A 26,171-nucleotide genomic window follows, 5' to 3' on the forward strand; every position below is an offset into this window, starting at 1 on the left:
TGCAAAATACCATTATCGAATTAAACGAAGCAAATACAATAAAAGAAGAATATATTGGCTATTACTTTAATCTTATTTCTGAATACATTGATAAACTGGATAAGTTTAAACGTTCTGTTGATAATAAGTTAATCACTAAGCGATTTGATGATATTCGCATATTGGTTAACAATATTAATCTCACCAAAGAAAGAGAAGAGTTGTTTATAAATTTTGATAAAGCCTTCCTTAAAATATTCCCAAACTTTGTCCAGGCATATAATGCCTTGTTTTGCGAAGAAAACCGGGTGAAACTACTCCCTAACCAATTATTAAATACCGATCTGAGGATTTTTGCTTTAATAAGGCTGGGAATTAATGATACCGAAAAAATTGCCCATATCCTTGAATATTCCGTAAATACGATTTATAACTATAAAGCCCGTATTAAAAGTAAATCCATCGTTCATAATGATGAATTTGAGCAGGCCATCATGGCTATAAAGGCCGTCTGACAGCAAATGTCTTTATACTTGGTTTATATTTTAACGAAACACCAATCAAGATAAATATCTGTTATTCAGATACTTGCCCATTCGATAAATTTATATTTCTTTATATTTTATTTTTGAAACTTGCTGCTGTCCAATATATCTGCTCTCTTTGATGTGTAATTCTTCGCAATCGTTATAGAAATGCGACATTACCAATTATAACCAGTTTTAACACTTATTAGTATTTATTTAAAATGTATCAGCATCACATGGTATGGAAACGTGCCTGCGTGTTTGAATGCACTATACAAGTAAAACCAATTATGCGTAACCTATTACTCACATCTAAATAAATCATTATGAATAAAGAACAAGTACTTAAAAAATCACTTCTCTGCTTTTTACTCGTGTTGTTTTGTTGCACAGCGATGGCGCAAAACATATCGGTTTCCGGTAAAGTCACCGATGAAAAAGGACAGGCGTTATCCGGTACCACTATTATGGTAAAAGGTACCCAACGCGGTATCAGTACCGATTTAAACGGGAATTTTACAATTACAGCCGGTAAAACCGATGTTTTGGTTATTTCTGTTATAGGTTACAGTAAACTCGAAGAACCGGTAAATGGCCGGTCCGTAATTAATGTACAGCTAAGCCCGGATTCAAGGGCTTTAAATGAAATTGTTGTTATCGGCTATGGTACGCAAAGGCGGAAAGATGTTACTGGCTCAATCGCTTCGGTGAAAGGGGATGTATTCAAAGATCAGCCCATTACTAACCCCACCGAGGCTTTGCAGGGGCGTATGGCCGGCGTAGACATTGTGAAAAATTCGGGCGCTCCTGATGCTACACCCACCATCATTATCAGAGGGTTGGCTTCATTGCACCAGCCGGTGCCTTTGTATATTGTTGATGGTGTGCGTATGCCTGATGGCAATAATATTAACGTACAGGATATTGCTACGATTGATGTTCTGAAAGATGCCAGTTCGGCTGCCATATATGGCGCGGCCGCCGCAGGTGGTGTAATTGTTATTACCACAAAAAAAGGATCAGGGTCCACCCCATCCGTAGCGGTTAGTACACGTTATGGTATTACTAAACCTAAATTGATCTCTTTATTGAATAAAAACGATTTTATTAGATTGGAAAATATGATTAATCCAACGTATTTTCAAACCGCACCCGGTACGCCAAGGCCAGGTATTGATACTTTAGCCAATACTGATTGGACTAAAGCTTTATACAGCGATGCATACGAACAAAATTATAATGCATCGGTTTCGGGCGCAGCACCATCTGTAAACTACTTGTTCTCGGGTTTTTATAACGATCAGAAGGGCATTTACATTAAAAACTATTCGCACATTGCTGGTGCACGTGTTAATACAGATTTTAGACTAAGCAAATGGTTAAAAGTAGGCGAACAGATAGCCATGTCGCAACGCAAAACCGCGCCGCCGGTAGGTAGCGAAGCGCAACTGCACAATGCGCCGTTCCGCACATTACCGGTAATACCAATTACAAATAGGTTCGGGCAGTATGGCACAGTGCCACAAGGATATGGCCAACTGTCGCAATTTGGCGGCACCAACCCGGTTGGTTCAGCTAATTATGCCAATGAGCAGGATTTTAAAAACAATCTGGCATCAAATGTTTATGCCGAGGTGACACTGCCATATGACTTTAGCTTCAAAACAAACCTGAGTTATAATTATTATCTGCAAAGTACCGATTATTTCCAGGATGCTTATACCATTGGTAAAATATCAATTGGTTCAAATTCATTAACCAAATCGTTTATTGAGAGCAGCCAGGTATTAACCAACTACGTATTAAGCTGGAACCACAGCTATGGCAAACATAATATTAGCGCTATTGCCGGATACGAGCAAATTTCAAATAAATATAATAGCGTATTTGGCGCCGAAACTTCTATCGGCTTACCTGGCTACTCGTTTTTGCAAACATCGGGCTCTAACCTTACCCTCAACGGCAAAAACGACCCGAACGGTTTAATTAAATCACAATTCGGTCGTATTAACTATGATTTTAACAGCCGTTATTACCTTTCAGGTTCTATACGTCAGGATGCTAACTTCCAGGTGTTTGGCCCTAACAAGCAAAAAGGCGTTTTCAAATCGGCGTCAGCAGGCTGGAACATCAGCGAAGAGTCTTTCTTTAAGCCTTTGCAATCTGTTATGACAAGCTTAAAGCTGCGCGGCAGTTACGGCGAACTGGGTAACAGTAATTTAGGGCCATATCTATTTAATTCATCGTACGCTCAATTCCAGGCATCGGGTGGTATTGCTTCCGGCGCGCAAAACTTTTCGCCGAACGGTCCATTGGTAATCGCTAATTCATCAAATGGTTTGCCAAACCCTAATTTACATTGGGAAACAATAAAAGAAACAAACATTGGTGTAGATGGCGAAGCATTGCAGGGCAGATTATATTTTAGCTTAGATTGGTATAATAAAAACACCATAGATATGCTTTATAACCTGCAATTGCCATTAAGTACCGGCTTCACAGCATCCTATCCGGCCAACGTAGGTAAAGTGAACAGCAAAGGGTTGGATATTATGGTAGGTTTTCGCAATAATGCGCACAAATTTGGTTATGATGTAAGTATCACCGCCGGCTTCAACAAAAATCAAGTGATCAGCTTAAGCAGCGATGCCACATCGGCTATTTACGATGGGTATAATTTCTATAGTAATGGTGATACCGGCTTTAATATCATGTCAAACCAAACTTTAACTATTACCAAAGCTGGCTTACCATTCGGTTCGTTTTATGGCTATAAAGTGCTGGGCATGTTTAAAACGGATGCCGAGGCTGCAGCCAGCCCTCAAAAGGCCACCGCACATGCCGGAGATTTAATTTATGAAGATTTTAGCCACGATGGCAAAATTGATGCCGCCGATAGGCAGGTGATAGGCAATCCTAATCCTAAACTGATTTACGGTATCAGCGCACGCTTTAACTATAAAGGGGTTGATATGGCCCTATTGTTTAATGGTGTTGCCGGGGTTGATATTTTTAATGGTGTTAAAGCTTATGAGCAATTCCCATTTTCTGACGGTAATACCACCGGCCAGGTGTTTAACGATTCGTACCTGGGTGCAAACGGCTTAACATCGCAACCCCGTTTAGGTGTTAATAACCCTAATGGTACATTTACCCTTGATCCTAACAAAAATTATCAAACCGTAAGCAGCTATTTTGTAGAAAGTGGAAGCTACCTAAAATTAAAGAATTTGCAGGTGGGCTATACTTTCGCCAGCAACCTAATGCAAAAAATTAAGATAAAAAGCGCACGTGTGTTTGTAATGGGAAACAACCTGTTCACTATAACCAAGTATAAGGGCCTCGATCCTGAATTAGGCGGATCTGCCTCTATGCAAGGTTACGCGGGCGTAACAACGCGCGGGGTTGATGCAGTGTCACAATATCCGCAAACCCGGATATATTCCGCAGGTATAGATATCAATTTTTAATTTTTACCCATTAAAAACTATTAAAATGTATAAAAAACTATATATATCATCACTATTGGCAGTTACACTAATTGCCGGTTGTAAAAAGGATATTTTAAACGCGAGTGATCCATCAGCTTACTCCAGCAGCAGTTATCCTGCATCGGTTAACGATTTACAGAGTGTGTTAGCCGCATGTTATTCTAATCTGCGCGATCCCGACCTGTTTGGTTTTCATTTATTACCCAAGGCGTTATCCAATTCCACCCACACGGCTAACTCGGCGTATAACGGCGACCCGGCTTGGAATGAAATGGCTAATACTAATTTAAGCGTTAATAACCAATACTCTACCGAAGCCTATACCGCTTTTTATACCGGTGTAAAAAACTGTAATGTTACTTTGGCGGGCGCAGACCTGTATGCACCCAAAGCCAGTGCGGCAGACAAAGTATCCATTGATTACATACGCGGACAAGCCTATTTTTTACGTGCCTATTATTACTTTCAGTTAGAATGTTTGTTTGGCGAAAGCTATATCACCGCAACTTCCGGCAGCGACAAAATGGGTGTGCCTATTTATAACGGCTTGCCAACAGACCTGGCCAGTACACAGGTGGCGCGTTCAAGCACCCGTGCAGTTTGGAATTTAATTGAAAGCGACCTGAAGCAATCGGCCACTTTGCTAAAGGGTAAAGTTTGGACCGGTAACGATGTTGGGCGGGTAAGCGAATGGGCAGCCAAGGGCTTATTAGGCAAAGCCTACGTATTTACACAGGATTGGGCCAATGCCAAAACAACATTGCTTGACGTAATACAAAACAGCGGCAAAACATTAATGCCATTTGCCAAATACGCAGATGCATTTAATGGCAATAGCGCTAATGAGTTTAATGAAGAATCGTTATTCGAACTTAATATTGATGCCGATGCTAAAGGGAATGATTATGGTGTTTATGGCGGAAAGGCCGCTAATGCTACTACCATTAACGGCTTGATATGGCCGGCGTGGGCCCTGGGCGCAGATGGCACCGAAGGAGCCGCATCGCCGCTGGGTTATGGTAATGAGATAGTGCATGATAAAAACATTCCCCGTTTTGGCTTTAACATTGGTTATTATAACTTGGTGCCTAACCCAACTTACACCGGCTCAAACCCCAGCTATAATAACCCGCAGCAAATTATGGATCCGGTTTATAGGGCCAAAGCCTTATTGGTACGTGCGAATAAAACTGCCGATCCGCGTTTATTTGTAAATACTATTGAACCCTGGATAGACGTGGTTAAGCCCGATGGCGTTACGGTATATCCTGCATCAAAACCCAATTTTTATGCGGGCCAGGTTAATACTTATGGTTTCAGTTTCAGAAAGTATGCGCCAAATACTTATAATGAAAACAATAACGGCCCTGCCGATGGCTGGAACTATTACCTGTTGCGCATGGCAGATGTATACTTGCTTTATGCCGAGACTTGCGCGGCAACAAGCGATAATGCTACTGCGCTGGAATACCTTAATAAGGTAAAACGCCGTGCTTATAGCTTGCCTATCAACACCGCATCGGCAACGGTTGATTATAAATCTTTAACCGATGTTACATCAGCCACCGGCGATCCGGTATTGGGTACCAACCCGCTATATTATGAGCGTTGGGCCGAATTATTTAACGAGGGCCATTGGTGGTATGATGTATGCCGCTGGAAGATAGGTAAATCTGAAGCTACTTATTTTGGTACCGCGCTTAATCTTACGGGCGCTATCCAATGGGATGATAATAAATCTTACACCTGGCCAATTCCATTGTCAGAGATTAATAGTAACAGCAAAATCAAACAGAACCCCGGTTACTAAATAATAAATAAGCATGTGCAGGGCCATCGCCCTGCACATTAAATAATATTCATATTGAAATATTACCGGGAGGTATACTTATCATCAATGAAAAAAATATCTGTTTTTTTGTTAAGCCTGGCTATGGTCCAGTGTATTAAAGCGCAGGAGAAAAATACAATTACTGCAGCCATGAACCATGTAAAGCTGGAGTTTTCTCTAAACGAAGGCACACCGCATTATGCGGTGTATTACGATACTAAAACTGTTATAAAAAATTCAGCGATGGGTTTTATTTTAACCGATAATGCGCCGCTGGATAAGGATTTTACGGTGATAAGCACTCAAAAGAAAACGGTTGATGAGACCTGGAAACCTGTTTGGGGCGAGGTAAGTAGCATCCGCAATCATTATGAAGAAATTACTATCCATTTAAAGCAAAGCGCCACAGCCCGCCTGTTGGACATTATTTTCCGTGTGTTTGAGGATGGCGTAGGTTTCAGATACAGCTTTCCAAAACAACCCGGCTTAAAGTACTTTATCATTAATAATGAGCTAACCGAGTTTGCTATGGCCGGAGATCATAAAACCTTTTGGATACCCGGAGATTATGATACGAATGAATATGCCTATACTACTTCGAAAATAAGCGAAATAGACAATCTGCAGGTAGTTGCTAATGCCACCGATATTGCCGTGCGGACAGCACCCGACAGATATGCAGTGCAAACGCCTTTGATGATGAAATCAAAAGATGGTTTATACATTAATATTCACGAGGCTGCCCTCAGTAATTACCCGGCCATGCAATTGCATACAGATAATGCCGCGCTGAAATATACAGCCAGCCTGGTACCTGATGCCATCGGTAATAAAGCCTACCTGCATGCGCCATTTAAAACTCCGTGGCGCACAATTATTATAAGCGATAAAGCAACGGATATACTGTCATCTAAAATAATACTAAACTTAAATGAACCATCTAAAATTAGCAATACCAGTTGGATTAAACCTATGAAGTTTTTGGGCGTTTGGTGGGAAATGCAAACCGGAAAAAGCACCTGGAGCTATGCAGACAATGCTGACACATTAAATGCTAAAAGTCAACTAATTGCAAACGGAAGGCATGGCGCCAATACAGCCAATGTTAAACGTTATATTGATTTTGCCGCCAAAAACGGCATACAAGGTGTTTTAGTTGAAGGCTGGAATACCGGCTGGGAAGATTGGTTTGGCAACTGGAAAGAACACGTATTCAGCTTTGTTACACCTTATCCGGATTTTGATCTGAAAGAAATTACACGTTATGCTAAACTAAAAGGTGTAAAAATGATCATGCATAACGAAACATCAGGATCGGCTACCGATTATGAGCGTCAGTTAGATACTGCTTATCGGTTTATGAATAAGTTTGGCTACACGGCTGTTAAAACAGGTTACGTGGGTAAGATCATTCCACGAGGAGAGCACCATGATGGGCAATGGATGGTAAACCACTATTTACGAGTAGCACAAAAAGCGGCCGATCATCACATAACTATTGATGTACACGAGCCGGAAAGGCCCACAGGGCAGCAACGCACCTGGCCCAACTGGATGGCCAGCGAGGCAGGCAGAGGTAACGAGTATAATGCTTTTAGCAATGGTAATCAGCCAGAACATGAAACCATAATGCCATTTACCCGCTTAATGGGTGGGCCGATGGACTATACCCCCGGCATATTTAAGATAAAGGGCTACAGCAGTGTACCAGGTAGACAAGTGCATACTACTTTGGCTAAACAACTGGCTTTATATATTACAATGTACAGCCCGCTTCAAATGGCTGCTGACCTGCCCGAAAACTATGAGGCACGGCCCGATGCTTTTCAATTTATAAAGGATGTTGCGGTTAACTGGGATGATACCAGGGTATTAGAAGCGGAACCCGGCGCCTATATAACGATTGCCCGCAAGGCTAAAGCGGCAAGTAACTGGTTTATCGGGGCTATTACTAACCAGGATAGCCGTGATACAACTTTACCACTCAGTTTTTTGGAGGGGGGTAAAAAATACACGGCAACCATTTATGCCGATGCAGCAAACGCCGACTGGAAGAACAACCCCGAAGCTTACCAGATCAAAAAAATAACAGTTACTTCGGCTACAAAATTAAACCTTAAACTGGCGCCTGGTGGTGGTACGGCTATCAGTATAAAACCCGTTAAATGACCAGAATCTTTTTATTATTTTTAGGGTTGATAGTAACCGGTTGTTGCCATGTGGCTGTTTGCCTGGCGCAGGAAAAGCGCGGGGCCAGCACTCCCTGGAAAACCTATGAAGCAGAAAACATGCGTACAACCGGCCTTGTTCTTGGCCCTGAATATACGCCCTACCAGGTAGAAACTGAATCGTCCGGACAACGGTGTGTAAAGCTTGACGTTAAGGGGGGATTTGTAGAATTTACTGCGGAAAGAAACGCAAACAGCATCGTCATAAGGTATAGCATTCCCGATAGCAAGGACGGTAAGGGGCGCAACGCAACACTCGGCCTGTACAAAAATGGCAAGCTGATCAGTCATCAAGAAATTTCATCGCTTTATAACTGGCTATATGGCAAATATCCTTTTACTAATTATCCCGGTGCCGGGCATCCAAGAGCTTTTTATAATGAAATAAGGATTAAAAATTTCAATATTAACAAAGATGATATTATCCGCATACAACGTGACGACCAGGATAATGATGCGAACTATTGCATAATTGATCTGGTTGATCTGGAACGGGTAGCCCCGGCTTTAAAGGCACCGGCTAACTCGTTGTCTGTGACAGATAGCAGATATTTGGAACAGGATTTTGCCGGTGATTATACTTTAGCATTCAGAAAATGTATTGCTAAAGCTGTAGAAACCGGCAAAAGTGTCTGGATTCCGCCCGGAACTTTTAAAATTACCGGTGATATCATTGTGCCCGCTAATGTAACCATTCAAGGCGCCGGAATGTGGTATACCAATCTGGTTGGCGACGAAGCATTATACAACGATGTAAATAAACGGATACGAATAAAAGGTAGCGGCGGCAACATACACCTTTCTGATTTTGCTATTATTGGCAAATTGAATTATAGAAGCGATAATGAAGCCAATGATGGTATAGTTGGTTCTTATGGTGAAAACTCAACAATTTCAAACCTGTGGATTGAACATACCAAGGTAGGTATGTGGGTAGAAAACTCTCGTAATTTAAAAATTACCGGATGTCGGATGCGTAACACCATTGCTGATGGGATTAACTTTTGCGTAGGTATGGCCCAGTCGGTTATTTCAAATTGCACCGCGCGTGGCACGGGAGATGATTGCTTCGCTATCTGGCCAGCTGTTTTTGCTCCGCAGCTATATTCGCCCGGGCAAAACCTCATTATTAATTGCACAGGCCAGCTACCTTTCCTGGCAAATGGAGCGGCAATTTATGGCGGCGAAAGTAATCAGATTAAAAGTTGTTTATTCACTGATATTTCACAGGGGTCGGCCATACTGATTAGCACAACGTTCCCGACTGAAAGCAAAGAAAAACAAATAAATAACAACTTTAGCGGCAGAACATTAATTACAGATTGTGATATAAAAACAAGCGGCGGATTCGATCATGAGTGGGATTGGCGCGCTGCCGTAGAGATATGTCTTGATAAACGCAGTATTGCGGGACTTGAAATAACTAATCTGGTTATTGAGAATAGCTTTTCTAATGGACTAAGTGTAATTGCCAAAACCGAGGGCGAGAAAATCGGGAGGCTGTCAAACGCTACGCTGCAAAATGTAACTATTTCAAATCATAGCATTGGTGTAAAAGGGAAGTACAGCTTATTTATTTCTGCTGATGCGCTTGGTTCATTAACTATTAAAAAATCGCGCATTGGAGCTATCAAAAACAGATATGGAAAATTTTCTGTATTAATCGTCGATTAACTGCCTTGCATCTACAACATCCTGTATATCACAGAAAAAACTACCTGTTGCGCGTTCTGTCTGCCCAAAACCTTGTATCTGCGTGATAGATCAGAAAATTACAAGGTTTTTTTATTTTCAGGCGGTGCTATTAGGACGACACATGAAAACAAAAAAGCCCTTAATTTAAAATTTAAGGGCTTTTTTACATTTTAAAGATACTCTAAGCGGAATGGACGGGACTCGAACCATTTCGATATAATGCTAAAAAACAGGTATTTATAAATTCTATATACTAATAGTCACCGATTAAGACACCGGATAACTTGAGGTAATTTGAGTTATTTTAAAGAACTTTTGACAAATCAAATTTACAAAAAAGGAACTGAACTTGAACTGTTTTTAATATTATTTTTGTAGTAATGATGAATAGCAATGTTAATTTCTGTTTGACAAACGCAATTGGAATGGTACGAAAGCGTATGCAATGTGATTATAGAATCATGTAGATATGTAACACTGCAGGTATGTAAAATCGTGCAGGAGATACATATTGGGCGGGTCTATATAGGCTAAAAAATATAGCGATTGCTCTCTCAAACACCAATTTGATTAATGCATAGGTTTTGGGCAATCGTCCAAACCGTGAGATTTATTATCCCTACCAAGGAACCTCGCCTCCGTCTTTAAAGAATTTTGCAGTAGTGTCCGGATTGGATTGTCTTGCCAGTTCTACGATGGGCCTTGCACCTTGCTCCGCGGTTTTTCGCTCTGGAATTGGTTAAGGTCGGTGTAACGCTGTTAACCCTAATGCCGGTATCACGAAGTTCATTGGCTAGCATGACCGTAAAAGCATTTAACGCTGTCCTGGAAGTACCATAGGCATGATAACTTGCCCGGTTCGGATGTCTTTCCGGTGCCGTATGTACGGCCAGGGAACCAATTTCACTGGAAACATTGATGATACATCCTTGTTCGGAATTTTTCAGCAGCGGGAGAAATTCCTGTGTGGTCTCTATGGCACCGAAAAAATTGGTATCGAATATCTTGCGCAAATTTTCCAGATCACCTGCTGGCAGATTTTGAGGTTGATCGCCTGCAATACCTGCGTTATTGATCAAAATATCTAAAGAACTGATTTTAGATTCCAGTTCCTGCCTTGCCCGATGGACAGAGCTAATGTCGGTCACATCAATGGTGATAGTTGTTAAGTTAATTATACCCAGTTCATTCAATTTTTGAATAGCATCCAGTCCGTGTGCTTTATTCCTACTGCCTAAATAGACAAAATGGCCTAATAGTGCAGTTGCCTGGCGGTTTCAAAACCAATGCCTTTGTTTGCTCCGGTGATCAATACTATTTTATCATGATGATTTTAAAGTTGTTTAAGCCATTACAAAAGAGCAATTGATATACCATAATGTACGATCAAGAGCATTTAGTATTCTCGCTTTACTTCTTTGCCTATTTTATCCTTTTGCTGATCTTGATACCAATCTTGTTCCTGTGCCTGGAATGGCTGTTAAACCAATTGGGCATTGGTGCCCATCTCCGGTATGCTTATTAACAACTGATTATAATCATTTTTACCTTGAACTTTGCCCATTATTATTTACGGTTAAGTGGTCTATAGAAACGCACCTTTCTTTATCGTGATGTACCGTATTGCAGAAGTATTCGAGCGTAACTGCAAGTATGATGAAATCAACTTTCATCTTTTTTTTGCAATTTAATATTAATTAGTTAACATTGCAATGTTAATATTGCAATGTTAACTAATAAGGTTTGCCACAGGTTTTCCGTAGTAACAGGCTGTTTAATTTAGCTATCTGAGAATGAACAACAATGAAAAAAACAGTGATTATCCGGAGTACTTATTGAGTAGGCTGGTAACGGAAATGGAGCGGACAGCTGATAAATTATTGATGGCCAGCCTGGGCTTGTCATTTACCCGGTGCCAATACCTGGCCATACTGTACAGTGCCGGCACCATAACCCAACATAACCTTGCTGTAATTATAGGTCATAGTGATCCTTCGGTGAGTAAGATGCTGGGTGACCTTGAAAAAAAGGGGTTTGTTTCTATAGAAATATCCCCGCTGCATGGCCGTAAACGATTGGTGTCGCTTACAAAAATAGGTGAAGAACTCATGCATAAAGGGACCGGCCTTTTGCATGAACACTTTGATAGTGTGATCAAAAAGGCGGGCATTGACGGGAAAGCCTATGCTGAACAAACAAAAAAACTATGGCAGTCACTGCTGTCATTACAGGTTCAATAAACGATAGTATAAATGGAAGTAATTAATAAAAAGCAGAACATGCTGTCCACGGACAGTATCCTATCAAACGATGGTACAAAAATAGGGTATTATCAGCAGGGCAGCGGACCGGGTCTGATCCTGATCCATGGCGCATTATCATCTGCCGAAAATTATGCACGTTTGGCAGAACTCCTGGCTAAAGATTTTACTGTATATAATGTTGACCGTCGCGGGCGGGGATTGAGTGGGCCGCAGGGCATGAATTACAGCCTGAAAAAAGATGTCGAGGATATCAATAAATTACAGGCAACAATGGGAGCTGTTTACCTCTTCGGCCATAGTTTCGGCGGTTTGGTAGCACTTGAAACTGCTTTACAGAATACGGCAATAAGAAAAATTGCAGTTTACGACCCAGCAGTTTCTATTGGCGGTTCTATATCGACAGCCTGGATGCCGGCCTACAAAAAGTACCTTTCTGAAGGCAGAGCTTTGGACGCGTTTACTGTTTTCTCAAAGGGCACGGGGCCGCAGGCTGCAAAAAAAGTTCCGCACTGGCTAATGAAGGTGCTGCTTACGCTGTTTATAAAAAAGCCTAAAAGAATGCAAATGTACAGTCTGCTGAAAGAGAGCCTTGCTGAGCACGAACAAGTGGCAAAAAAAGATAATACTTACTTAAATTATAAACAGCTCGGAGCTGATCTATTGTTCCTGATGGGCGAGAAAAGCGACCTTGATTATATTGAGAAAGCCAGCCAAATGCTGCAGGCCGCAGTGCCTTCCATGGAATTGAAAATACTGCCCGGTCTGAACCACTTTGGTCCCGATCGAACCGGACCCGAATCGGTGGCGGTGGCGCTAAAGGATTTCCTATTGCGTGAATAGTTAGTTGTTATAGATGAACAGTATATAGTACATATTGCTTTGATAGTCGAAGATGATGAGGCAATCCGTTTTTTTACAGAAACCTGAATTTTAAACTAATTGAAGATACCGTGGATATTCCGGAGCCATTGACCACCTCGTTCCGGAATAGCAAACAGTTAATTCCGTAACCTTTGACCATATTAATTTATTGATTATTAATTGCGATTTCTTAATTGCTTACACAACTCGGTGCTCCAAAGCGCACGGAATAGCCTGGTCAAGCCTCCCGGAATATCCAGCCACTTTACCAAACCGCCTCTATATGTGCTGTCCCGGTCATTTTTCAGCATATCCACCAGCAACTTTTCCCGTATCGCCGGCACGCGGTTGACCAGCTCATCCAGTTCGTCAAGTTCCTTTAACGTGGCGGAACCCGGCTTTTTCCGCAGGACCAACTCATAAAAATGCCAGTGATCATAACTGCCGAATGGCTTTCTTTTCCTGGCGCGCATCATTTGACCGGCATAAATCATCGGTATGCAAAATATTAATCATTCCATTGTTTTATTGAAGGGCGTTTAACCGGGTTCTTAATGACCATATGTAATCTCCCGGATCACCCGCCACACGCCATCCTTCTTTTGCCATATCTGCATAAACTTATAGGTGCCGGTTTGCAGCTGGCCGTTTTCCATATGGGAAAACGTATGCTGCCCGGTTTCGATAGCGCCGTAATCTTTGATCGGGTATACTTCCATGGTGCCGGGAATCAGCTTCCTGGTCAGGACATAATCCATTTTAAAAAGACCGCCGAAAGCTTGGCTGGTTTGTTCATAGTTACGCACGCCGATGTTGTCCTGGTAGAGCTCCAGGCTGGTATCAAAATATTGCATCAGTTGGTTCAGGTTCCTGGCGTTAAATGCCCCGAACTGGAGCGAATCCAGATGTGCGATCTCATTGAACAAAGGCCCGGATGTTTGCGCGGCCGCTTTGCTGCCCGCAAATGAGGCAGCTAATAGGATAGCGATTGCCGCTAAGTAAGTCTGTTTAAGTTTCATCGTATTTCTCGTAGTTTTTAATTTTTCGTTTCAATGGTAAAAATAGCGTCTCCCTGTTCCTTCAGAAAACCCTTAACCAGCTCGGTATACAGCTGCGGGCCGTTTTCCGAATTGGTAAAGATCAGTAATCCGCGTTTCATCTTTGGTAAAATAAAAGCAATGGTATTCACGCCCGGGTCCTGGCCGCTGTGCGACAGGCCGTATTGTCCGCCCGGCAGCCTGGGATAGACTGCCCAGCCGAGGCCCATGAATTTATCGTCATTGATCTTAGCCAGCGGGCTGGTCATCTGCTGAAAAAGCGCTTTGGATAAACCGGCGCCGTTCATGACCCAGATCATGAATTTGCTGTAATCCGCCACGGTAGTTTTGAGCTGATCTGCCGCGCTGGGCTCCTGGTTTTTGATCACTTCCAACGCTTCTCCCTTAGCATTATGCGCAACGGCAAAATGACTGAGCATGCGCTCGTTCCAGATCAAATGGGTGTCGGTCATATGCAGCGGCCGGAAGATCAGCGAATCGGCCAGTTGTTCCAGCGAGCGGTGAAATTTATGTTCCAGGGCGTGCCGCAGGTATTCCATGCCTTCGCCGGAATACTGGAACCTGGCGCCGGGTTCAAACTCAAAGGCCAGTTTTTTGGATGCGGTCATCCAGCGCCAGTTAGGAAAACCCGTCTGGTGGGTCAGGATGTGCCGGGTGGTGAGCCTTTTGCTGCGCGGGTCGTCCTTAACATCCGGGTCGGTCCAGTATTGTTCAATCGGCTCATCCAGATCCCATTTGCCCGAATTCACGAGCCGCAGCGTAACCATTGTCGTGATTGTCTTCGTGATCGAGGCCACATTAAACAGGGCGTTTGCCGGCGCAGGTACGGCCGCCCTGAGCTCGCCGTAGACTTTTGACACCACAACTCGGCCGTTTTCGATATAGCCCAGGCCCAGGGCCGGGACATGCTTCTCCTTCATCAGCAGGACGATAGTGGAATCCGGCACTGCCTGATTCGTTGCCTTGGGGTTAGCCGGGCCGAAAGCAAAGAAGGCCACTAATAATAGTGCAATTGGTTTAAATATAAATCCGTTCATAATTAACAAAATTAGTTTTCATGTTCTGTACAAAATTGTAAAAATGCGCACAGTTTAATTATTTTTATAAGCCAGCAGGTAATCAGGCGTATTAAACCTGCCGGGAGACTTATGATGGCATAAATTAATTCATACGATTATAATTACGATTGAAGTCGTTTTGTTGAGGCAATAACGGATATATCATTGGGCACTATAGGTGCGTTTCAATTGGATATATTTCCTTAAGCTGGTTTCCCTGATCCCTTTTTGCTGCATTTCGGCCACGTATTCAGGGGTAATATGATTCGCCTTTAGCGCAGGGAGGTCGTTCAACGGAATATTTGAATAACCGAGTTTCCGGAAGCCGCTGATGAAGGCGGCGTCGATGTGCATGGCTTTAAAGGTAAGCAGGTTATGGACCGGTATATCGGAATAGCCAATTGCTTTAAACTGATTGATGAATGGTTCGTCAATTTTAAGGGCATACATGGAGATTGCCTGATGTGCGGCGATGCCTTTTAAACCGGCGTGGCGGAGCATATCGAAATAAGCTGTTTTAAAGCCGCTCCTAAAAAAAACGAAACCTTCCAGGGCATTGACCGTAGTTACACCCGAAGCAGCTACAGCTTCCGCAAATGGCTTGTTTAGGGTGAAAACATACGTGCCGCTTCCTTTATCATGATCAAATTTCCCGTAAAAAGCTACGGTACCGGCATCCCGGCTTATCGAAAAATGACCGTTGGTTTTATCACCGAGATTGCTTAGCCTGAAATCGGTGCTATCGGTCCAGGAGTCGTTGTCAAAAGCGGGTGAGCGAAACTCAATGGTGACAATTGGGCCACGAATAGTGGCAGACCAGCGGCCTTCAACTGTCTGTGCGCTAACGATCGTGGCTGCGAACAGCAGGATCGCAAATAAAAAAGTACGTTTCATGATCATTTAATTTAGGGTCAATTAATTCCGCACGCGCCCGGCTTCGTTGTCGGCCGCGTTACCGGTGTCTATTTTCTTTGGATTGTTTTTATTCGAGCCAAAATTATAGGTAAACCCAAGGGTCACCGAGCGGTTGGCGTTATCGTTATGGTAGGACGCCAGGACATTGGGGACATTAGTAATGTAACCGCCCTGCATGTTGGCGTTGAAGATATCCCGGAAAGACAGTTTGACAGTGCCTTTGTTCTTCAGTATCTTTTTAGCTATACCGACATTGGTTTGTTCCCGGGAAATATGCGTGAACTGTCCGTCTGTCGATGGCGATACATAAAAGGTATAAAGCTCGGTGCTCCATCCATGCGAGAGGTCGAACTGGTTGTTATTGCTTAAGAAAATATAGGTTGACCTATTGTTCAGATAGGAACCTGTCAATTGGCCCTGATACGTGGTATGGTTCAACTCGGTATGCAAGCTGAAGTTCCACCATCTAACAGGATCAACGTTCAGGTTAGCTTCCAGCCCCATGAACACCCGTTTCCCTAAGTTGATCGTTTGCGCCAGGAAAATGCTGCCCTGCTGGAAGTCGTGTTCGATCTGGTAGTCATAATTCGGGTTGTATTCAACGCCGAAAGAAAAAATGCTTTTATAGCTATACATCAACTGGTAATCATCGGAATACTGCGGTTTTAAAAAGGGGTTGCCCTCAATGGCGCTGTATTTATCCAGGATGGTTACAAAAGGGTTCAGGTCCTGGTAATAGGGCCTGTTGATACGGCGGCCATAAGCCAGTTTCAAGGTATTGATACCCGCGCTGTCCAGTTTGTACAATAAATATACGGTTGGGAACAAGTTCGTATAATGCTGGGTAAAGGAGGAATCGGGCGCACGGGCATTGCCTAACTGGTGACAGCTGACATCGGTATGCTCCATGCGTAACCCCGCCTGCAAAGCAAACCTGCCGTACTCCTGGTTAAAGCTGGCATAGGCCGCATTGATATGCTCCTGGTATAAAAAGCGGTTGGTATTATTATTGTCTACCATGCTGATTTTGTTAACGATATTAAAATAATTGGCCGCATTGTCGGTGCTCACGTAACTGCTCTTCAGCCCGAACGATAGTTTAGCCTTCGCCCGGAGCGGTTGAACATAGTCTGTCCTGGCGGCATAAATAGCAATATTGGCCGGTAAATTATCGGTGATGTCCTGCACACTGCCCGGCATACCGGCAGCATTATAGGTATTGTTAAAAAAAGTCTGGTCGCGGCGGTTGTCATATTTCAGGTAATCCAGGTCAAAGGTCAGTACCCTGCCCAAACTATCGAACTGGTGGCTATAATTGACATTCAAACTCCCGCTATAATTTTTGGTGTAAGCGTTATTGTCCGATGTAATGATCGAATCAACACGTCCAAGATTATCCCGCAAATTACTGTTCACGGGGTTATGGTTATTCCCTTTTAAGAGTGTACCGGTCAGTACAAAACCGATGGTGGTTTTGGGCGATACATAATAATCCATACCCATTTTCAGATTTGGATTATAGGTAACCGGATGAAAAAAAGCCAGCTCATTATAGGACGAGCTCACATTTTGGCTGGCATCCAGATAGGTCCGGGTCAGGTCTAACCGCCGATAGCCGTTTTGTACGCCATAACCCAGGAGCCCGAACAGGTTGACCTTGCCCATATGGTAATTCAGGTTGACGCTTTCGAGCGTACGCCAGCTCTCGGCTATACCGGCGCTTGCTGCCAGCGAACCGTTGTACCCCTTGATTTTTGACTTTTTTGTTTCGATATTGATCAGCCCCGCGCTCCCGGCCGCATCGTATTTGGCAGGCGGATTGGTCATCAGTTCGATCTGGTCCAGCTGCGAGGCGGGTATTGCTTTCAAATAATTCGCCAGGTCTTCTCCCGATAAATAGGTCGGTTTATCATCGATCAAAACCATGACCCCGCTTTTGCCCTTCAGACTGATCTGCCCGCTCTCATCAACTGTCACGCCTGGCGCTTTTTCCAAAGCCTCCAATGCGTTTGCTCCAGTATTGGAAATAGAGGCCCCCACATTCACTACTGTCCGGTCGATCTTTTGCTCGATATAGGCTTTTTGCGCGATGACCTCTACCTGCTTCAGGGATTGGGTTGCAGGCAACAGGGTTATTACCGGCAGAACAACCGGCTGACCGGTTACATAAAAAGGCGCGCCGCTATAATTTTTAAAGCCGATATAAGTCACCTTAACGCGGTATGAACCGCTTTCGATATCCTTAAAAGCAAAACTTCCGGCGGGCCCAGACAACATACTTTTGACTAATACAGAGTCTTTGCCATTTAATAAAATTACGGTTGCACGGTCGACACCTTTTTGGTTATTGTCCAATACTCGCCCGGTGACCTGGGCGCAGGCAAAATTCAAGCAAAGGCATAGCCAGGCGGTGGCTAAAACCGCTTTAAAGATTTTCATATTTAAGATATTAAGATTTGATTATTTGACTTTCCAGATATAAATATTTCCGTTCGTGTTTTTAATCAACATTTCCGGCCCGCCGCCACCGACCCGGCCATAGATCCAGTCGTCGATCGACAAATGGTAGAAACCATCCCTTTCGGTCTTCAGCGTTTGCGGGTGTGCCGGGTCGCTGGCCAGTTCAAAATCGCTGAAAACTTTCCCATGGTCGGACCTGATCTTCAGGTTGGCTCTCAGACTGGCCGGGAAACTAATGTTGATACCGCCACTCAGGGTACTGAATGCCATCGCCGCCCCGGCATCTACACTTTTGAAGGAGACCGTAATTCTGCCGCTTAGTGTACTCGCGACCACCGAACCGGAGATATGCTCGGCAACAATGCCGCCGCTCCTGTTCTGCAATTCCAGGTTACCGGTTATATCGCTCACCATGATGGTGCCGCCATTGACAGAACTCAGTTTGAAAATGCCCGAAGTCTGCGGCACCTTAATGTTCAGTTTGACCGCTTTTCCGTCTGGCGCCTCTACGGTCACTTCGTTATTCTTTTCCTGTGCGGTCACATCCGCTCTTTCGCGGCCCTTAGTTTCGTCAGTCTCAACCCCGACAATAACGTCTTTGCCGTCGTAGCCGGTCACATTGATCGCGGCCCTGCCAATATTGACATTCAGGGTAAAAACTTTGCCCGGCTGGGTCAAATGCACCACCAGTTGCCGGTCACCCTGCGCCATAAGGCGGGTACAACTTAAAAGGGCGATTAGCGTCAAACATCCTATCTTCATATCGCTTAAATGAGTTTAGTTATTGTTTCTTTAACCTTTTGCCGGACCTCATCATCAAGCCCTTTTTGTTTCAATAATTCCCTGAATGAACCCACCGAACGCTTTTCCTGCAATTTCAGCATCACATCCGCAATGGCTAACTGGATGATCGGCGAAACCTGTGTCATAATGCCTTTGATCAGACCTGTCCTCACTTCAGGATAATTGCCCAGGGCGGCCAGCGATTCCAGTGTACTCAACCGGACATTGACATTCGGGTCGTTATTCAGCGTGGCGAGCAAGGCATCGATCACGCGTTTATCGGCATATTTGATATTGTTCGTATAGCTCACCGCCTTAATCCTCTCCGAAGCCAATGGATTATCCAGCATCGTTAACATCATCGCCTGCTTTAGTTCATGCACCTGTGCATGCAGTTCCTGCACTTCCTGTCCCTGGTTGTTACTATGCCCGAGCAGGTAAGCCCCGCCAATACAAAGTAAAATGACCATGCCATAGGCCAATGACAAATGCGGCTGTAACAACCAAGACCAAATCCTACCGCCACTAATTTTTTTCTTCTCTGCCGCCTTAAAATCATCCAGCATTGCCCTGAAATCAGCTTTCAGTTGAACTGATGGCTCAGGGTCCCGTAAATCATTAATGCTATCTAAAACGAAGCCGGTGGCCGCCAACGCTTCCCTGCAATCCGCGCAGGCATTCAAATGCTGCTCCAGCTCCGCTGCATCAACAGATTCCAACCTGCCCATGTGCCAGTCTGCCAAACGTTCCTTATATTTCTCGCACTTTATCATCAGCTGTCTTTTTTTATTCCCTTTTTAACAAAGATCTTTTTCAATTCCTCCACCGCCCTCGATACCCTGACCCTGGCCGCGCCCTGCGAAATCCCCATGATCTCGCTGATCTCCGGATAATTCAGTTCCTTCATCCGGTTTAGCATTAAAATTTCCCGGTCACCCTCACTTAACATATCCATCGCATCATATAATTGTTGGCATGATTGCTTTTTCTCCAGCCTTTCATCTGCCAGGGTACCGCCAGCAATCTTTTCCTCATGTACACCAATTGGATCATATCCGCTATCCAAACCAAATTTCTGGTCCTTCAGCACATTCCTCGCAATATGGTACATCCAGCCGGTAAAATTACTTCCATCGGTAAACGAGTTCCTGTATTTCAGCATTCTGTAAAATACCGTCTGCATCATATCCTCGCTGGCCTCGTGCCGTTGCGTCAGGTGAAATAAAAATCCAAACAAAGCCCTATGGTGCCGCTCAAACAGCAAACTCATCCTTTCCAGGTCGCCGGCTTTCACCTGCAGCATTAAAGCATTATCCGAAAGTATATCCAAGCAGGTTCTTTATTTATTTTTTGCTTTATAGTACTGAAGACCGGGATTAACCAATTCTGTTACAGGAAATTTTTGAAATGGTCTCTCTGGTTGAATATACAGTGATTTTTCAAAATCGTGACAAGAAAAATTAACGCTTGATTTAATTTCATGAACAAATAAAGAGCATCAGAATTTCTACTGAAAACCCCCTGGTGTGCGATAAAAAGTGGAAATAATGTATCATTTAAATCATATACGCTTGCCAAGCAATGGCTGTAACCGTAACAGCAGGCGGTCCGTACCGATCTTCGGCACGTAGAGTTTTAAATAGAGCCACTCGGAGCCGGGTACGTATTTTCGCCGGGTTTTAACAACGGAAGCCGCTTTTCCCGGTCTTAGGTTTTGCGGCAAGGGAAGATTGATCCGCCCGGCCGGCAGCACATAGGCGTTAAACTGCCGGATGTCCGCCTGTGCAGGAAATTCTTTGAGCACCGCTTCTTTTTTTTGCTTGATACAGTTGCAGAAAAACAGGATGTCCCCGTCCTTTTTCTGGTCAAAGACCAGTTGCTGGTCGCCTTCCGCCAGCGAAAAAAGTTCCGGCAGGTGAATAGAGCTGCTTAACCTTTTAAAGGCGGCAATGGCTTGTATGGTGTCCTGCTGCTGTAATTCGTTTGCCTGTTCCGCCGAAATGATCCAGGTAGCCAGGCTCAATATGGTGTGCCGGTATTCTACCCTCGGGTAAAAGCTCAGGTTAGGAAAGGAAAGCTGAAGGTCGAGCGCCAGGTTATGCCTGCTATATTGGTAAGGAAGGTCGGCCAGGAAACGAAACAGCGGCAGCTGGTTCAGGCTATGGTATAAGCACTCGTCAGCCGGGGAATTACGCGTTTGCCGTGCTTTTCGGAATACAGCACGGCCAGGCCATTTTCGATGCTGATATAAAGGTCGGACAATTCCAGTTGCTGTTCAGCAGGCAGGGTGGATACGGCTGTAACCGGCAGCTCGTAATGGTAGATGCTTTCCCGGCGGTTTACGTTATCCACATGCGGGTCGGCCAGGTGCAGCAGCTCCGCGAAAATAATATCCGGGTTCTGCTGTTCCAATTGTAGGGCCATAGCTATCGCAGCTTTGCGGATACCATCGTCGGCCAGGCTAAACCGCCCTATGAGCGCTGGTGCATTGGTGCCTCCGGCGCTTTCGATAAAGACCTTTTCACCGATCACGCGGAATAGCACCGACAATCCCAATACCTGTTGTTGTTCTCCGGCTGATTGAATTTTCTGCATTTCCTTTTCTTCCAGCCGGATCACGGGCCGGCGGGCTTTAGAATCCCTGAGCCAGGTTTCCATGAGCAGGCTGTGTGCGTCCGTCCAGCTGCCTGAAGGTTCGGCAGGTGTTCTGTAAGGGATATGCAGCGTTTCGAGCAAAGGGTTAGGCTTTTCCGTCGCGGGCTGCTGATACCCGATACCGGTTTCCGGGTCAAGCGCATGAAGCAGCGGTAAGCGCTGTCCTTCGAAATGCTGCTGGTAGGAACTGATAAATTGCGCCATCGCCGGCAACCGGTCTTTTGGCGATAAAATATCAAGCGCGTATAGTCCGTCGCGGAGCTGCTCCTGGTAATGGCTGTCTATGGCCTGATTTTCCGACGGCCCGGTGCAGGATAACGCTCAGCCGATCCGGGTTAAGGTCGGCTTGTTTTGCAGGCAGCAAAGCTTTTAACTCCCGGTTTAATATTTGAAAGCTACCGGGTTCGATGGGTATCCCTTTTAATTTTGCATCCGTCAGGCTGCTGATGCCTTGCGTTATGCCGGTACCCTTTTGGTCATTATGGACAATGCCCGCCAACCGGCCCAGGTAATCCGGCCCGGTTATATTGGGGCGCAACCGGTTAACCAGCAATTGCGCATCTATTAAAAATTCCGCATATTCTGCCCCTTCTGTGGCGCGGCAGGCTGCCAACGCAGTGATATGCAATATGATCCCTCTGGGGCTGCAATAGGCGACCAGGTCCTTCAGCAGTTTGGAAAAAGCAATGGACTGCAACAGGTATTCCCGCTGCCGGGAGTTTTCATCTAAACCCGTTCGGAAAAAGCGGTATTCGTTTAACGCCCGGTAAATCGAGGGATTGCCTTCAAAAGTTGCTATTCCGTTCAGTTCCTTGTCCAGCAGGTGCTGTCCCAATATAGCCTGATAAGTCTGGTCAGCACGGATGCAGGCTGTAAAATCAGGTGGCCCCTGGATTTCCCGGCCGGGAGTATCCGACCATTGGATGAGGGAAACGGAGCTGAATAGCCCGAATGGCGTAGGCCGGAAACAATAACGGTTAATATATTTTCGCAGCGTATATTTTTCCTTTTCAGACAGCTTTTCGGATTGAAAGCCCTGTTGTTCAAGGCTGCTGAAAAATGAGGGGCTGGCCAGGTATAATGCAGAGCGGAAGAACGGGTCATTCAGAAAGATTTGACTTTCAGCGGCATAATCTGCCGGGCTTTTAACGGGCATCCGCAAAAGCAGGTGTTTCGCAAACAGGTAAGACATAATAAGTTTCAGATAGATGTTTAAACGGAGAATGTAGCCTTATTTTCTTTTGGCGCAAAATGATTTTCAGAAAGGCTGCCGTTTTTGCAATGCAAATCTTTGAACAGCCCCCCTTCATTTTATTTGGCCGGGTAAAGCGGCGCCCGCCCCCATTCCTTGCGGACATTTTAAGAGACAATACCAACCAGTTTTAATGGTGCTGAAGAAAAACTAAGTTATCGTGACCTTACCCTTCAGTTAGAATTCAGTCTTAAACTGCTTCCTAAACGTTGCCGTGAAATATTTTGGTTAAGCCGGGTTGAAAATCGATCAAATGAAGAGATCTCCAATCAATTTAGTATTTCTAAGCGCACAGTCGAGAACCAAATAACTCATGCGCTAAAACACCTTAGAGTATCCTACCAGGAATTACCAGAGATGGTACTTTTTATATTACTTATTACCCGGTTTTAATTCTTTAAGAGATGCTGACCTGTTCCAAAATTTGCCGCAATTCGGAGATAAATGGACATTCCGGAGCCATTGACAACCTCGTTCCGGAATAGCAAACAGTTAATTCCGTAACACTTTGACCATATTAACCTCTTGAGTGTTGAGTACGATTTCCCTTCTTATCAACACAACTCAATGCTCTAAAGCGCACGGAATAGCTTGGTCAAGCATGCCGTAATATCCACCTTACCGACGCACGAATAAGAAGTGGTATGGTATTCCACTTAGCGGCTTGGAAATACCTGTATAAAAACTTCTTTAGTGACTTGTTCCTCTAATAATTTGATTTTGCGGGCTGAAGATATTTCAGCTAGGACTGATACCGGAAAATGTGATCAGTTTTTATTCCTCCAGTAATTGAGACGGCTTTATCTCGAGTTGAGCGGCGACATCAAAAATGAAAGAGACAGTAGGATTTTTCAAGCCTCTCTCAATTCTTCCTAGCTGCGCATAGTCCATATCAAGTAATTCAGCAAGCTTAGTTATAGTCAATTTTTGTTCTTTTCTATACTTCCTGATATTCTTGGATAAAACGTTGATAGCAATCCCATTGCGCCTACGTTTAACAGTTCCACCCATAACGCAAGAAAAAGAAAAAAAAGATTTTTATATAGGATTTATAAGTCCTATTATTGTATCGGATTATTTTATAACCACTTATGCGAAATGCTGAACATAAATCTGCTTTGACCGATCTGCCAGCGAAAGTTAACGTTGTCAAAAGGAAGACATTTAATTATTTCATAGGCATTGATGTTTCTAAGAATGAACTAGATTATGCGGTAATTTATAAAAACGACCTCTTGTTCCACCGGGAGCTTAGTAACAAGCCTGACGCAATCCTGGCATTTGTCGCCTCATTAAAAAACTTGCCACGCTTTACGATGAGCGCTTCTGTATTCTGTATGGAGGATACAGGCATTTATGGTAATCATCTTTTAAATACGCTAAAAGATTTGAAAGCGAATATCGTTGTTGAGAATGCGTTCCGGTTAAAGCATTCGATGGGTTTAGTTAGAAATAAGGATGATAAAATCGATTCGATCAGGATCGCTTATTATGCAAAAAGATACATTGACCGATTAAAAATGTGGAGATCGCGGAGGGAAGTAGTATCAAAGCTTATGCATTTGATGACGGTAAGAAACAGGCTTGTAGGCGTGTCGGTAGCATTGAAAACTCCAGTCAAAGCTCAGGCAGATTTTTTGAATGAAAACGACCATAAAAAAAGCGCACTGTGGTGTGAACAGAGCCGTGATGCATTGGAAGCGGATATCAAAGCTATCAATCAGCGACTGGTCTTAATTGTAGATACCGATGCCGAGTTAAAGCGACTTTTTCAGCTTGTCACATCTGTTCCCGGAATTGGTAAGCTTACCGGAATTTATTTATTAATATTTACTAACGAGTTTACCGATTTCAATGATCCTAGAAAATTCGCCTGCTACGCGGGTATCGCCCCATTTAAAGTAGAATCCGGTATAATAACAAGCAAAGCCAAAGTCTCGCACATTGCTAATAAAAGAATGAAAAAGATGCTGCATACGTGCGCTATCGTAGCTGTGATTCATAATCCTGAATTAAAAGCTTACTATAAAAGAAAACTGGAAGACGGTAAATCTAAGATGTCCGTGTTAAATGCAGTTCGGAACAAGTTAGTTTTGAGGGTTTTTGCTTGCGTTAAACAAAATAGAATTTACGACAAAGACTATATACCTGGTGATTTAAGTTGAACGGAAGGTTGATCAGGAAAACCGGGCTTTTAATAATTCGGTCCTGGAATTAATGACACCGGTTATAGATTATAGTTTTGTATTGTAGAAAGTTAACGCGTAATAATTTGCCTAGCTTTTTTAAGCTATTGAAAATATAATGGTGAGGGACTTAGCTTTATTATTAGTTCTCAGGCTAATGCAATGATTTAAGCTCACCATTTATAATTAAATTTATGGATAAAAGCAGCCGGACGTATTATAATATGGGATTAAGTTAGAAACTTACTGTGTGAATTAATCCGTGCTGCTTTTTGCCATTTGCTGGCGAAAATATAACGGGGAGGGACTTAGCTTTTCATTAGTTTTTAGGCTTATGCCATGATTAAGCCCACCATTTATTATTAAGCTAAATTTATTTCGCGGTCGCGGACTTTTACTGCCGGATTGCCCTGATAAATAGCATAAGCTTCGAGATCTTTTGTTGCTACCGACCCGGCGGAAAGTATGGCATGCGATGATACCGTTATGCCTTTGTTGACAATCGACATTGCGCCAAGCCAAACACCATCTTCCAATACTATAGTACCGGTTATCAAATCAAATGAGGGAATTTTATAATTATGGCTTCCGGTCAACAAGATCACACCTTGTGATATACAAATATTTGAGCCTATAGTAACCATCACCAGGTTATCTATCCAAACATTTTCGCCTATCCAAACTTCGTCCCCTATAGTAAGGTTCCAGGGATACTTTATATTAACGCCTGGTTTAACTTCAACCATGTTACCTAATTTGGCGCCAAACAAGCGCAATAAAAAATTCTTGATCCAATAAAACGGGAACAAGCTGGTTTTAAAAACTAAGGCGTTTATATAATGCCACAATATTCGTTTTATAAAATTGCCACCCGGATTATAGGGGTAATTATTGTACAATACCAGATCTGATTTTTTTTGCATATTAA

At 43.7% G+C, this 26,171-nt stretch carries 23 protein-coding genes and 1 pseudogene; 10 read left to right on the forward strand and 14 right to left on the reverse strand.

The window, feature by feature from the left end:
* The 5 genes from JWQ54_RS27070 to JWQ54_RS27090 all read left to right on the forward strand — a co-directional run.
* Nucleotides 1–494, forward strand: a 494-nt coding sequence (locus JWQ54_RS27070) for a DUF6377 domain-containing protein (RefSeq protein WP_299591011.1), incomplete at its 5' end; no start/stop codon positions are given.
* A 338-nt stretch (nt 495–832) separates the two neighbouring features.
* On the forward strand, nt 833–3,976 hold the full coding sequence (locus tag JWQ54_RS27075; protein ID WP_299591012.1) for a SusC/RagA family TonB-linked outer membrane protein: 3,144 nt from the start codon (nt 833–835) through the stop codon (nt 3,974–3,976).
* 25 nt (nt 3,977–4,001) lie between these two features.
* Nucleotides 4,002–5,807 carry a RagB/SusD family nutrient uptake outer membrane protein gene (locus tag JWQ54_RS27080; protein WP_299591013.1) on the forward strand — a complete coding sequence of 602 codons (1,806 nt, stop codon included), beginning with the start codon at nt 4,002–4,004 and terminating at the stop codon, nt 5,805–5,807.
* Nucleotides 5,808–5,894: 87 nt separating this feature from the next.
* Nucleotides 5,895–7,997, forward strand: a complete 2,103-nt coding sequence (locus JWQ54_RS27085; RefSeq protein WP_299591014.1) for a glycoside hydrolase family 97 protein — start codon at nt 5,895–5,897, stop codon at nt 7,995–7,997.
* Nucleotides 7,994–9,730: a glycosyl hydrolase family 28-related protein gene (locus tag JWQ54_RS27090; RefSeq protein WP_299591015.1), complete on the forward strand. Its 1,737-nt coding sequence runs from the start codon at nt 7,994–7,996 to the stop codon at nt 9,728–9,730. The genes JWQ54_RS27085 and JWQ54_RS27090 overlap by 4 nt, the downstream gene beginning before the upstream one ends.
* A gap of 665 nt (nt 9,731–10,395) precedes the next feature.
* Here JWQ54_RS27090 and JWQ54_RS27095 read toward each other — a convergent pair.
* Nucleotides 10,396–10,995 (reverse strand): annotated as a pseudogene (locus JWQ54_RS27095) (SDR family NAD(P)-dependent oxidoreductase); the annotation flags it as partial.
* 134 nt (nt 10,996–11,129) lie between these two features.
* On the opposite strand from JWQ54_RS27095, the gene JWQ54_RS27100 reads away from it, so the two are divergent.
* From JWQ54_RS27100 to JWQ54_RS27110, 3 genes are all read left to right on the forward strand, one after another.
* Nucleotides 11,130–11,276 carry a hypothetical protein gene (locus tag JWQ54_RS27100; protein WP_299591016.1) on the forward strand — a complete coding sequence of 49 codons (147 nt, stop codon included), beginning with the start codon at nt 11,130–11,132 and terminating at the stop codon, nt 11,274–11,276.
* Between the two features lie 268 nt (nt 11,277–11,544).
* The gene (locus JWQ54_RS27105) at nt 11,545–11,991 is read left to right on the forward strand and encodes a MarR family winged helix-turn-helix transcriptional regulator (protein WP_299591017.1); all 447 of its coding nucleotides are present in this window, start codon (nt 11,545–11,547) and stop codon (nt 11,989–11,991) included.
* Between the two features lie 12 nt (nt 11,992–12,003).
* Nucleotides 12,004–12,855 (forward strand): alpha/beta hydrolase, encoded by an 852-nt coding sequence (locus JWQ54_RS27110; RefSeq protein WP_299591018.1) that lies wholly within the window; start codon nt 12,004–12,006, stop codon nt 12,853–12,855.
* A gap of 197 nt (nt 12,856–13,052) precedes the next feature.
* Here JWQ54_RS27110 and JWQ54_RS27115 read toward each other — a convergent pair whose 3' ends face one another.
* From JWQ54_RS27115 to JWQ54_RS27165, 11 genes are all read right to left on the reverse strand, one after another.
* Entirely contained in the window at nt 13,053–13,352 is a 300-nt protein-coding gene (locus JWQ54_RS27115; RefSeq protein ID WP_299591019.1) for a hypothetical protein, read from the reverse strand.
* A 75-nt stretch (nt 13,353–13,427) separates the two neighbouring features.
* A complete protein-coding gene (locus tag JWQ54_RS27120; RefSeq protein WP_299591020.1) occupies nt 13,428–13,895 on the reverse strand; it encodes a nuclear transport factor 2 family protein in 468 nt (155 codons plus the stop codon).
* 17 nt (nt 13,896–13,912) lie between these two features.
* Nucleotides 13,913–14,971, reverse strand: a complete 1,059-nt coding sequence (locus JWQ54_RS27125) for a serine hydrolase (RefSeq protein ID WP_299591021.1) — start codon at nt 14,969–14,971, stop codon at nt 13,913–13,915.
* A 183-nt stretch (nt 14,972–15,154) separates the two neighbouring features.
* Nucleotides 15,155–15,886, reverse strand: a complete 732-nt coding sequence (locus JWQ54_RS27130) for a hypothetical protein (protein ID WP_299591022.1) — start codon at nt 15,884–15,886, stop codon at nt 15,155–15,157.
* 21 nt (nt 15,887–15,907) lie between these two features.
* A complete protein-coding gene (locus tag JWQ54_RS27135) occupies nt 15,908–18,346 on the reverse strand; it encodes a TonB-dependent receptor (RefSeq protein WP_299591023.1) in 2,439 nt (812 codons plus the stop codon).
* A gap of 21 nt (nt 18,347–18,367) precedes the next feature.
* On the reverse strand, nt 18,368–19,129 hold the full coding sequence (locus tag JWQ54_RS27140) for a DUF4097 family beta strand repeat-containing protein (protein WP_299591024.1): 762 nt from the start codon (nt 19,127–19,129) through the stop codon (nt 18,368–18,370).
* A gap of 5 nt (nt 19,130–19,134) precedes the next feature.
* Nucleotides 19,135–19,923, reverse strand: a complete 789-nt coding sequence (locus tag JWQ54_RS27145) for a zf-HC2 domain-containing protein (protein ID WP_299591025.1) — start codon at nt 19,921–19,923, stop codon at nt 19,135–19,137.
* Nucleotides 19,923–20,480 carry an RNA polymerase sigma factor gene (locus tag JWQ54_RS27150; protein WP_299591026.1) on the reverse strand — a complete coding sequence of 186 codons (558 nt, stop codon included), beginning with the start codon at nt 20,478–20,480 and terminating at the stop codon, nt 19,923–19,925. The genes JWQ54_RS27145 and JWQ54_RS27150 overlap by 1 nt, the downstream gene beginning before the upstream one ends.
* Before the next feature lie 231 nt (nt 20,481–20,711).
* Nucleotides 20,712–21,413, reverse strand: coding sequence for a lantibiotic dehydratase (locus JWQ54_RS27155; RefSeq protein WP_367187144.1), 702 nt, complete (start codon nt 21,411–21,413; stop codon nt 20,712–20,714).
* Nucleotides 21,305–22,090 carry a lantibiotic dehydratase gene (locus JWQ54_RS27160; protein ID WP_367187145.1) on the reverse strand — a complete coding sequence of 262 codons (786 nt, stop codon included), beginning with the start codon at nt 22,088–22,090 and terminating at the stop codon, nt 21,305–21,307. The genes JWQ54_RS27155 and JWQ54_RS27160 overlap by 109 nt, the downstream gene beginning before the upstream one ends.
* Nucleotides 22,041–22,997: a lantibiotic dehydratase gene (locus tag JWQ54_RS27165; RefSeq protein ID WP_299591027.1), complete on the reverse strand. Its 957-nt coding sequence runs from the start codon at nt 22,995–22,997 to the stop codon at nt 22,041–22,043. The genes JWQ54_RS27160 and JWQ54_RS27165 overlap by 50 nt, the downstream gene beginning before the upstream one ends.
* Before the next feature lie 177 nt (nt 22,998–23,174).
* On the opposite strand from JWQ54_RS27165, the gene JWQ54_RS29270 reads away from it, so the two are divergent.
* A complete protein-coding gene (locus tag JWQ54_RS29270; RefSeq protein ID WP_367187146.1) occupies nt 23,175–23,450 on the forward strand; it encodes a sigma factor-like helix-turn-helix DNA-binding protein in 276 nt (91 codons plus the stop codon).
* A 381-nt stretch (nt 23,451–23,831) separates the two neighbouring features.
* Here the strand turns inward: JWQ54_RS29270 and JWQ54_RS27170 are convergent, their stop codons facing one another.
* A complete protein-coding gene (locus JWQ54_RS27170; RefSeq protein ID WP_299591028.1) occupies nt 23,832–24,068 on the reverse strand; it encodes a helix-turn-helix transcriptional regulator in 237 nt (78 codons plus the stop codon).
* A gap of 80 nt (nt 24,069–24,148) precedes the next feature.
* Between JWQ54_RS27170 and JWQ54_RS27175 the strand changes: the two genes are divergently transcribed.
* Nucleotides 24,149–25,222, forward strand: a complete 1,074-nt coding sequence (locus JWQ54_RS27175; RefSeq protein ID WP_299591029.1) for an IS110 family transposase — start codon at nt 24,149–24,151, stop codon at nt 25,220–25,222.
* Between the two features lie 383 nt (nt 25,223–25,605).
* Here JWQ54_RS27175 and JWQ54_RS27180 read toward each other — a convergent pair.
* A partial coding sequence (locus JWQ54_RS27180; protein ID WP_367187143.1) for a WcaF family extracellular polysaccharide biosynthesis acetyltransferase occupies nt 25,606–26,171 on the reverse strand: 566 nt, incomplete at its 5' end.

The organism is Mucilaginibacter sp. (assembly GCF_028288225.1).
In the GTDB taxonomy this organism is placed as follows: domain Bacteria; phylum Bacteroidota; class Bacteroidia; order Sphingobacteriales; family Sphingobacteriaceae; genus Mucilaginibacter.